Source organism: Pseudomonas sp. WT-JTC, assembly GCF_056711565.1.
In genome coordinates, this window is record NZ_CM160042.1 from 834,871 (window position 1) to 845,734 (window position 10,864).

Consider the following 10,864-nt stretch of genomic DNA (forward strand, 5'->3'; position numbering starts at 1 on the left):
ATGCTCGAGCTCACTGTAGAGCAGATTTCCATGGGCCAGTCGGCCGTGGATAAATCCGCAGCGCTGCAATTGCTGGCCCGGCATCTGGTTGCCGACGGTCTGGTTGCCGAGGGGTATCTCACCGGATTGCAGGCGCGGGAGGCCCAGGGCTCGACCTTTCTCGGTCAAGGTATTGCCATCCCCCACGGTACGCCCGAAACCCGCGAACTGGTGTTCACCACCGGTGTGCGCCTGATGCAGTTCCCTGACGGTGTGGACTGGGGCGACGGTCATATCGTTTACCTGGCGATCGGTATCGCCGCCAAATCCGATGAGCATCTGCGCCTGTTGCAATTGTTGACTCGCGCTCTCGGCGAGACTGATCTGGGCCAGGCCTTGCGTCGCGCAGGTTCCGCCGAGGCATTGCTGAAGTTGCTGCAAGGCGCGCCACAGGAGCTGGCGCTGGATGCGCAGATGATCGGCCTCGGTGTAGCAGCCGAAGATTTCGAAGAGCTGGTCTGGCGCGGCGCACGTTTGTTGCGCCAGGCCGACTGCGTGAGCAACGGTTTCTCCGCCGTACTGCAACAGGTTGAAGCGCTGCCGTTGGGCGATGGCCTGTGGTGGCTGCACAGCGAGCAAACGGTGAAGCGCCCCGGCCTGGCCTTCGTTACCCCGGACAAACCGCTGCGCTATCTCGGCCAGCCGCTCAATGGCCTGTTTTGCCTGGCCAGCCTCGGTGAGGCCCATCAAGCCTTGCTCGAACGCCTTTGCGCGTTGCTGATCGAAGGGCGTGGTCATGAGTTGGGGCGCGCCACCAGCAGTCGCAAAGTCCTCGAAGTGCTCGGTGGTGAAGTGCCCGCCGACTGGCCCAGCGCGCGAATTGCATTGGCCAATGCCCACGGTTTGCATGCGCGGCCGGCGAAAATCCTCGCGCAACTGGCAAAGAGTTTTGAAGGAGACATCCGCGTGCGGATCGTCGATGGCCACGACAGCGCGGTGTCGGTAAAGAGCTTGAGCAAGTTGCTCAGCCTCGGCGCCCGTCGGGGACAGGTCCTGGAGTTCATCGCCGAGCCAGTCATCGCCGCCGATGTGTTGCCGGCCTTGTTGGCCGCCATCGAAGAAGGGCTCGGTGAGGAAGTCGAGCCGCTGCCACCGGTAAGCCAGGTGCGCGAGGTCGTTGCCGAAATGGTCGAAGTAGTCCTCGCCCCGATGTCGGGCAGCGTGGTCCAGGCGATTGCCGCCGCGCCGGGGATCGCCATCGGGCCGGCCCATATTCATGTGCTGCAAACCATCGACTACCCGTTGCGCGGTGAGTCCGCCGCCATCGAGCGTGAACGTCTGCAGCACAGCCTGGCGCAGGTACGCCGTGACATCCAGGGTTTGATCGAGCGCAGCAAAAGCAAAGCCATTCGCGAAATCTTCATCACCCACCAAGAGATGCTCGACGACCCGGAACTGACTGATGAAGTCGATACGCGCCTCAAGCAGGGCGAAAGCGCCGAGGCGGCATGGATGGCTGTGATTGAAGCGGCGGCCCGACAGCAGGAAGCCTTGCAGGATGCCTTGCTCGCCGAGCGCGCGGCCGACTTGCGCGACATCGGGCGTCGGGTGTTGATGCAGCTCAGTGGCATCGAAACCCCGAACGAACCGGATCAACCGTACATTCTGGTGATGGACGAGGTCGGACCTTCCGACGTCGCGCGTCTCGATCCGGCTCGCGTGGCGGGGATTCTCACCGCCCGGGGTGGCGCTACGGCGCACAGTGCGATTGTTGCCCGGGCGCTGGGCATCCCGGCACTGGTCGGCGCCGGCCCCGGCGTGTTGCTGCTGGCACCGGGTACGCCGTTGTTGCTCGATGGCCAGCGTGGTCGTCTGCATGTGGACGCTGACGCAGCGACCTTGCAGCGCGCCACGGCCGAACGCGATACCCGTGAGCAGCGCTTGAAGGCAGCCGCCGAGCAGCGTCACCAGCCGGCATTGACCAGCGATGGCCACGCCGTCGAAGTGTTCGCCAACCTCGGTGAAAGCGCCGGCGTGGCGGGCGCGGTGGAGCAGGGCGCCGAAGGCGTTGGTCTGTTGCGCACCGAACTGATCTTCATGGCCCACCCGCAAGCGCCCGACGAGGCAACCCAGGAAACCGAGTACCGTCGCGTTCTCGACGGTCTGGCGGGGCGGCCGCTGGTGGTGCGCACCCTTGATGTCGGCGGCGACAAACCGCTGCCGTACTGGCCGATCGCGAAGGAAGAAAACCCGTTTCTCGGCGTGCGCGGTATCCGCCTGACCTTGCAGCGTCCGCAGATCATGGAAGCGCAATTGCGCGCCTTGCTGCGGGCGGCCGACAACCGGCCGCTGCGGATCATGTTCCCGATGGTGGGCAGCGTTGACGAGTGGCGCCAGGCCCGTGACATGACCGAACGCCTGCGTCTGGAAATTCCGGTTGCCGACCTGCAACTGGGGATCATGATCGAAGTGCCGTCGGCGGCATTGCTGGCGCCGGTGCTGGCCAAGGAGGTCGACTTCTTCAGCGTCGGCACCAACGACCTGACCCAATACACCCTGGCCATCGACCGTGGCCATCCGACGCTTTCGGCCCAGGCCGACGGCTTGCATCCGGCGGTGCTGCAACTGATCGACATCACCGTGCGCGCGGCCCATGCTCACGGTAAATGGGTCGGTGTGTGCGGTGAGCTGGCGGCCGACCCACTGGCGGTGCCGGTACTGGTCGGCCTCGGCGTGGACGAACTCAGCGTCGGGGCGCGCAGCATTGCCGAGGTCAAGGCGCGAATTCGCGAACTGGGCTTCACTCAGACTCAAACCCTTGCCCGACAGGCCCTGGCCGTGGGCAGCGCCAATGAAGTGCGTGCACTAGTGGAGGCCCTGTAATGGCCCGGATTCTCACCCTGACCCTCAACCCTGCGCTGGACCTGACCGTCCAGTTGCCGCGCCTTGAAGCCGGCCAGGTCAACCGCAGCGATGTGATGCACACCCACGCTGCCGGCAAAGGCGTCAACGTGGCGCAAGTGCTGGCGGACCTCGGGCATCAGGTGACCGTCAGTGGCTTTCTCGGCGAGGACAATCTGCAAGCGTTTGAAACGCTGTTCGCCAGGCGCGGTTTTGTCGATGCCTTCATCCGCGTGCCGGGCGAGACCCGCAGCAACATCAAGCTGGCGGAAAGCGACGGCCGCATCACTGACATCAATGGGCCGGGACCGCAGGTCAGCGAGGTGGCGCAGCAGGCCTTGCTGGATCGACTGGAGCAGATCGCACCGGGGCACGATGCGGTGGTGGTTGCTGGCAGTTTGCCGTTGGGCATCAGCGCACAGTGGTTGCAGGCGTTGATTGTGCGCTTGAAGAACCTGGGCCTGAACGTCGCCCTCGATACCAGCGGCGAGGCGTTGCGTGCAGCGCTGAAAGCGGGGCCGTGGCTGATCAAACCCAACACCGACGAGCTGGCCGAGGTGCTGGACTGCGAGGTCGTGTCGGTCCGTGCCCAGGCCGAAGCGGCGGATCGCTTGCACGCCCAGGGCATCGAGCATGTGGTGATTTCCCATGGTGCCGAAGGCGTGAACTGGTTCAGCGTTGGCTCGGCACTGCATGCCACGCCACCCAGGGTCAGCGTCGCCAGCACGGTGGGCGCGGGTGATTCGTTGCTGGCGGGGATGCTCCACGGTTTGCTCAGTGCCGATACGCCGGAGCAAACCTTGCGCACCGCCACGGCGATTGCCGCGATGGCAGTGACCCAGATCGGTTTCGGCATTGGCGATGCAGCGCAACTGGCGCAGCTTGAACAGGGTGTGCGCGTGCGTCCCCTGACAGAACAATAAGAGGGTTTGTCATGAAGTTAGCCATCGTTACGGCCTGCCCGAACGGCATGGTCACCAGTGTGCTGTGTGCCCGGTTGCTCGATGCCGCGGCCCAGCGCCAGGGCTGGAGCACCAGTGTCGAAATCGCCGATGCCGCGCATCCTGAAAAGCAACTGTCGGCGGCCACCCTCGACGCGGCCGAGTGGGTGCTGCTGGTGACCAGTGCACCCGTGGATATGTCGCGGTTTGTCGGCAAGCGCCTGTTCCAGAGCACTCCGGCCCAAGCCCTGCAAGACGTGGAAGCCGTACTGCGGCGTGGTGCGCAGGAGGCTAAGGTTTACGTCGCTGAACAAGCCGTCGTCGAACCTGTGGCGGTTGCCCGGGACACACCGCGGCTGGTGGCCGTCACCGCGTGCCCGACGGGCGTAGCCCACACGTTCATGGCCGCCGAGGCCTTGCAGCAAGCGGCCAAGCGCCTGGGCTATGACCTGCAGGTGGAAACCCAGGGCTCGGTCGGCGCGCGCAATCCATTGAGCGCGCAAGCGATTGCCGAGGCCGATGTGGTGCTGCTGGCGGCCGATATCGAAGTCGCCACCGAGCGTTTCGCCGGCAAGAAAATCTATCGCTGTGGCACCGGTATTGCCCTCAAGCAAGCGGAAGCGACCTTGAAAAAGGCCTTGGCCGAAGGCCAGCAGGAAAGCGCTGGGAACGCTGCCAAAACAACGGCCAGACAGGAAAAGACGGGTATCTACAAACACCTGCTGACTGGCGTGTCGTTCATGTTGCCGATGGTGGTGGCCGGCGGCCTGATGATCGCCTTGTCGTTCGTGTTCGGCATCACCGCCTTCAAGGAGCAGGGCACTCTGGCGGCGGCGTTGATGCAGATCGGTGGCGACAGCGCATTCAAGCTGATGGTGCCGCTGCTGGCAGGCTATATCGCCTATTCCATCGCCGACCGCCCGGGCCTCGCGCCGGGGATGATCGGCGGTCTGCTGGCGAGCACCCTGGGCGCCGGTTTCATCGGCGGGATCATTGCCGGTTTCCTCGCCGGCTATGCGGCCAAGGCGATCAACCGTTATGCGCGTTTGCCGCAAAGCCTCGAGGCGCTGAAGCCGATCCTGATCATCCCGTTGCTGGCGAGCCTGTTCACTGGTCTGGTGATGATCTACGTGGTCGGCAAACCGGTGGCCGGGATGCTTTCCGGGCTCACGCATTTTCTCGACAGCATGGGCACCACCAACGCGATTCTGCTGGGTGTGTTGCTGGGCGGCATGATGTGCGTCGACCTCGGCGGGCCGATCAACAAGGCGGCCTATGCGTTCTCGGTCGGGTTGCTGGCGTCGCAGAGTTACGCGCCGATGGCGGCGACCATGGCCGCGGGCATGGTGCCGCCGATTGGCCTGGGTATCGCCACGTTCATTGCGCGGCGCAAGTTTGCGCAGACTGAGCGCGAAGCCGGCAAGGCGGCGCTGGTGCTGGGGCTGTGCTTCATCTCCGAAGGGGCGATTCCGTTTGCCGCGAAAGATCCGTTGCGGGTGATTCCGGCGAGCATCGCCGGTGGTGCGCTGACCGGTGCGTTGTCGATGTATTTCGGCTGCAAATTGATGGCGCCCCATGGAGGGTTGTTTGTGCTGGCGATCCCGAATGCGATCAATCATGCGCTGCTTTATCTGCTGGCGATTGTGGCGGGGAGCCTGTTGACGGCGGTGGCGTATGCGCTGGTGAAACGACCAGAGGTGGTGGAGTTGGCGGTAGAACCCGTCACCGCCTGACACCTGTCCCCTGTAGGAGCGAGCTCGCTCGCGATGGTCGCGAACGATAACGCGTCAAACCAGATGCCCAGCGGCGCCTATTGGTTTTTCGCGAGCGGGCTCGCTCCTATAAGGTGGGGATGTCATGCCGGCTTCATCCAGCCATGCTTAAGTTTTTCCTTTTTCAAGGAGAACACCATGAGCGATTTCAACCTGGGGCGCCGTCGTGTCATGCAAGCGGTCGGCGCCGGATTGCTGTTGCCAGGGCTGGCGCCGGCGGTGATCGCTTCGGTCAAGGACCGGCCGCAGCTCACCGACGGCGTGCAGTCCGGTGACCTGCTGGGCGACCGGGCGATCGTCTGGAGCCGCTGCGATCGTCCCGCACGGATGGTGGTGGAGTGGGACACCCGCAGCCTGTTTCCCAACCCGCGGCGATTCGTCTCGCCCCTGGCCGATGCGCGCAGCGATTTCACTGCCCGGGTCGAACTCACCGGGCTGCCTGCCGGCCAGGCGATTTTCTATCGAGTGCAGTTTGAAGACGCCCAGAGTGGCGTTGCCAGCGAACCCTGGTTCGGTCACTTGCGCAGCGTGCCGCAGACCCGGCGCGACCTGCGTTTTGTCTGGAGCGGCGACACCGTCGGCCAGGGCTTCGGCATCAACCCGGACATTGGCGGCATGCGCATCTACGAGGCGATGCGTCGACGTCTGCCGGATTTCTTTATCCACAGCGGCGACACCATTTACGCCGACAGCCCGATCCCGGCGCAGCTCACCACGGAAGGTGGCCGGGTATGGCGCAACATCACCACCGAGGCCAAGAGCAAAGTCGCCGAGACCCTCGATGAGTACCGCGGCAATTACCGCTACAACCTGATGGATGAAAATATCCGCCGTTTCAACGCCGAAGTGCCGCAGATCTGGCAGTGGGACGACCACGAAGTGGTGAACAACTGGTCGCCCGGCAAGCAGCTGGATGCGCGCTACCAGAGCAAGGATATCCACAGCCTGGTGGATCGCGCACGCCAGGCCTGGCTCGAATACGCGCCGATGCGCCTGCAGAGCGCCGATGGCGGCGGGCGGATCTATCGCAAGCTCGGTTACGGGCCGCTGCTCGATGTGTTCGTGCTGGACATGCGCAGTTATCGCGGGGCCAATGATGACAATCTGGGCGAGGCCAAGCCGTTCCTCGGTCGTGAGCAACTGGACTGGCTCAAGCGCGAAATGCAGGCCTCGAACGCGCAATGGAAAGTGATCGCCGCCGACATGCCTTTCGGCCTCGGCGTACCCGACGGCGAAGTCAGCCCAGGTGTCACGCGGTGGGAAGCGGTGGCCAACGGTGATCCCGGCCCGGCCCAGGGACGTGAACTGGAAATCGCCGAATTGCTCGGCTTTCTGCGGGCGCGACAGGTTCACAATTTCGTCTTCCTTACCGCGGACGTGCATTACTGCGCCGCGCATCACTACCACCCTGAGCGCGCGGCGTTTCAGGATTTCGAACCGTTCTGGGAGTTTGTCGCGGGGCCGTTGAATGCCGGGAGTTTTGGGCCCAATCCACTGGACAAGACCTTTGGCCCGCACGTGGTGTTTCAGAAGGCACCGCCGACGCAGAACGTCTCGCCGTTTGCCGGGTTTCAGTTTTTTGGCGAGGTGAATATCGACGGGCAGAGCGGGGAGATGAGTGTGGTGTTGCGCGATCTGGATGGCGTGGCGGTATTCGAGCAAAAACTGGCTCCCTGTGATCCTGCAGTTGCTCGTTGCCTGGAAAATAACTTTCGAGAAAAAACCTGATGCTGGAAGTTACTGCATTCTTTTCTTTTATTGGACGTGAGTGCAAACGGCAGAGCATTGGGTGTATGTGTTGACTGGCAGTTTTAGCGGCCCCCGCGAGTCGCTTGGTTTAATATTCTGCTGAAGTTTTCTCCTGGGGTTGTAATTATCACATTTTCATATATTTGGTCACTTGATCAATATAGGTGGGCGGCTTACTTTTTTTCAACGCCACAGGGCGGATGGCCAAACTAATTAAGTTGAATGGTTTGGTGACAAGTTGAAAATTTTAGAAAGGAATCGCTATGTCCGCTGCATTGTGGGAAAAAAGTCTGGAAGGCAAAAACTACGATGAAGTTGCAACTCTTGCAGTTGCTGTTCCCCAGTCACTGGTGTCTTTGTCGACTGGGGCTGCGAATGAAGTCACTCGCGCCAACGGCTTGATACTGACCAAAGACCAAATCATTTCCCTGCGAAAATACGAAGCCACCGGGCTGGCACTTCCCACCAATGAGCGAGCGCTTGCGACTTACCTGAACTTTGGCGACGAAGAAGGGGGCATGGGTTTCACAAAAAAAGACTTTCTCATGTCTTTTACCAAGGTTAATGCCCACGCCAGTCTATGGTCGCCCCTGCGCTCGCGGATCATGCTGACGGGGACCCATTTGAAACTGTTCGGTTCGAGCATGGGTGTATACCTTACTTCGGTCGAGGAAATTTTCGCTGACGTCAAGGCGGCGAAGGCGCTGGGCACACACAAGATTACCAACTATGCGGAATTGCGCGAGTGGGAAGTGAAAGAAGGCAAGCCGTTCCCGGATCTTGCGTTGGAAGCGGACACCATCCCGGATCTGGGGGATGTGCTGGATCAGATCTTCGAGCAGGTCAAGGAGCATCTGCGCACTGCCGCTCAAATAAAATCCGATCTCGATCATTTTAGTCGGCAACTGACTAACGATGTCATTCCAACTATCAAGTTACTGTCGCTGGCACTCGAGAATAATACATTCGCATCAGACATCGAGATTTTGAATGACGAGATCAAGGAGCGTGCCAATCAGATTGATGAGTTGCATAAAGAGTACAAAGCGCTGGTTCAAAAGTCGCTTTCCTCGGCCAGCAGTTTCTCGATTATAGGTTTGGGCGTTGCCATCTATACCGGTGTTGAAGCTGAAGGGGTCCGATCTCGACGCAATGATCTCAGCCGTGCTCAGGAAGCGGCCATCAAGAGCCTCGAGAGCAAGTCCAAGGTCCTGGGATCGATCGCACGGATCAGGGGTGACATGCAGAATATGCAGACCGTTGCTCTGGATGCTGAAGTGGCGACAAACAACGTGGTGCATACCTGGAATGTGCTCCATGCCTACATCGAGAGCTCCGAAAAAGCGGTATTGAAGATCGAAGACGGCGTCCGTTTGCAGGCATTCATCACTCAGTTTCGTTTGGTGGCGGCGCCTTGGGTAAAAATCGAAAAAAGCGCCGATGCGCTTGTTGAATTGTTCCACGAGGCGGAACAGCAATACATGCTGGAATACGGTGTTCAAGGAAGAAAACCAATGAGGTCTCTGATGCAAAGCGATAGTTATCCTGCAGTGAAAGTCCAAAACCTTCAGGGCAGCAGTTCGGAACTGCGTAACCGTGCGGTGGAAGCAAAGCTGCTGTTCATGAAAACGGATTATCTTCCGGACTTGAGTGAAAAATTTCAGGCGTTACCGGTTAACGTCGCGAATGGTTCCAGGGAGGCTCAAGAGAAGGCACTGAAAACCGAGCTTTCACTTAAGAGCACGCTACAACAGTTGCTGTCGCTCGATGAAGAGTTGAGGGAGGGCGCCGATGAAATCGACGAAATTCATGACGAGCAGACGACGCTTTTGCGGGAGGCACAGACGGCCGTCAGCGAGATGTCCATCTCCTTGGGAGAGAGCCTGAAACGGTTCAATGTCGGTTATGACGAGACGGCCATGCAGGGATTCAAAACCTCGCTGATGGCTGACGTGTCAGCACATGATGCGGTGCTGGAGCGTTTGAATTCCAGCCTGACAGATCTTGAAAAAAAGCGTGGAGTCATCAACGAGGCCGTAGAGGAGCTCAATAAACTCGGCATTTCCGGTGTTGCAAAGAATGTCGAGCTGAATGTCGAGGCGGTCAAAAAACTTGGTGCCAAGCCATCTCAGATTGATCTGGTGCTGGCGGCGATCGAAAAAGTGAAACAGGATCTGCAGGGCGCAGTAAGGGATGTTTCCTTTGTCTTGATGGTAAAGCAGAACCAGGTACTTCGAGACAAGACCCTGGAAGTGCAGGCGCAAATTATGGCTGAGGGACTCGCCGTGCGGATCACTGCGGACAAGATCAAGCTGATTGAGGTTTTTTCTCAGATGCATGAGCAACGCAAACTCTACGTGGCGGCGTTCGCGGAGATCGATGAGACAGTGGCCCGTTTCTTGAGCTCGATGAAGTCTGATTCTTCCTCCCCTTTGAACAAGCAGGTTTCAGACTTCATCGTTAGCGCCAATGGTTTTGTCGATTACCTGAATCAGCTTTCGTATTTATAAGTATTGTTTTTCATACCGTGCTTGATCGGTCGTGCGTCGAGTCTCTCGATGCACGGCTTTTCAATGGTTGTTTAGCATGGGAGTGACTATCTGCAGGAGGCGGGTATGAACGAAGAGAACAGGGATTTCATATTTTTTCAGGAAGATGACTTTATTTCGTTACGCGCCTACGAATTATTTTTGAGCGAGGTGCTTCACAAGGATTTCATCATGCACTCCACCCCGGCAACCTCAAAGGTGTTGGGCGCCTATGCACAGGGCTTGAGCGAAGAGGCTGAGAGCAATCGCACCAGATTTTGGTCCTTGGTGGACGAGGACGACGTGAAGGGTATACGCACGCAAGTGCTCCTCTGCGTCAATCAGGTCCACAACCTTCGGCAGGTATTTCTTGAGGCAAGGCCGAACGTGCCCCGCTACCGACGGGTGGCTGTTGATACGCTGGGATGCGATCTGTTCGATTTCCATGCGCCGAACCTTGTGGTCTGTAGCATGTACAAGGTTTCCGGAGTCATGTCCTTTCTCGTTGAGCAGTGCAGCGTCGCCCTGAAAAACATTGAACGGTACAGTTTCAATGTCAACTCAATGGAGCGAGAGGTCCACCCAATGTTCTTCCGGATCCTTGCGGCAAGAAAGCAGAAGATAGAAACCTATGGCTTTTCGCCAGAAAAGCCTCCTTCAGGTTCCGGGACTTCCCCCTTCGATTTCAGGACACCCTACCGAGGAGACCCTGAACCGCTAACACTGGAGTTGTATCGGTTGACCCAGGTCTACGCTCGCGCTTGTTCCGCACTTTTCAACTTTGGCCATTTCCTGAACAGGATTGAGCAGTTGTTGAGCGTGATGATTGACAGGCTTGCCCTGATCACGGCTTCGTCAACGTATTCGACTCTGCTACTGACGCTGAATCTGGTGGCCAGCCTGCTGACCCCACTGCAACTGCGAATGGACAGGTTGCAGGACTGGTCAGACTTCATACGTTACAAGGGTAAATATGCTGTAGAAGATTCATGAG

General features: G+C 59.5%; 6 protein-coding genes. All 6 read left to right on the forward strand.

What is annotated here, in order from left to right; genetic code table 11:
• The 6 genes from ptsP to AC06G5_RS03700 all read left to right on the forward strand — a co-directional run bounded on the left by ptsP (position 1) and on the right by AC06G5_RS03700 (position 10,863).
• Positions 1-2,862 (forward strand): phosphoenolpyruvate--protein phosphotransferase, encoded by a 2,862-nt coding sequence (ptsP, locus tag AC06G5_RS03675; protein WP_413421577.1) that lies wholly within the window; start codon positions 1-3, stop codon positions 2,860-2,862.
• On the forward strand, positions 2,862-3,803 hold the full coding sequence (gene pfkB / locus AC06G5_RS03680) for a 1-phosphofructokinase (protein WP_413421575.1): 942 nt from the start codon (positions 2,862-2,864) through the stop codon (positions 3,801-3,803). The genes ptsP and pfkB overlap by 1 nt, the downstream gene beginning before the upstream one ends.
• 11 nt (positions 3,804-3,814) lie before the next feature.
• Positions 3,815-5,554, forward strand: a complete 1,740-nt coding sequence (locus tag AC06G5_RS03685; protein ID WP_480458993.1) for a PTS fructose-like transporter subunit IIB — start codon at positions 3,815-3,817, stop codon at positions 5,552-5,554.
• A gap of 177 nt (positions 5,555-5,731) precedes the next feature.
• Complete coding sequence (locus tag AC06G5_RS03690; protein WP_480458994.1) at positions 5,732-7,321, forward strand: alkaline phosphatase D family protein; 1,590 nt, start codon at positions 5,732-5,734, stop codon at positions 7,319-7,321.
• A 284-nt stretch (positions 7,322-7,605) separates the two neighbouring features.
• The gene (locus AC06G5_RS03695) at positions 7,606-9,852 is read left to right on the forward strand and encodes an alpha-xenorhabdolysin family binary toxin subunit A (RefSeq protein WP_413703596.1); all 2,247 of its coding nucleotides are present in this window, start codon (positions 7,606-7,608) and stop codon (positions 9,850-9,852) included.
• A 105-nt stretch (positions 9,853-9,957) separates the two neighbouring features.
• On the forward strand, positions 9,958-10,863 hold the full coding sequence (locus AC06G5_RS03700) for a hypothetical protein (RefSeq protein ID WP_413421567.1): 906 nt from the start codon (positions 9,958-9,960) through the stop codon (positions 10,861-10,863).
• The last annotated feature ends 1 nt before the right edge of the window (position 10,864 follow it).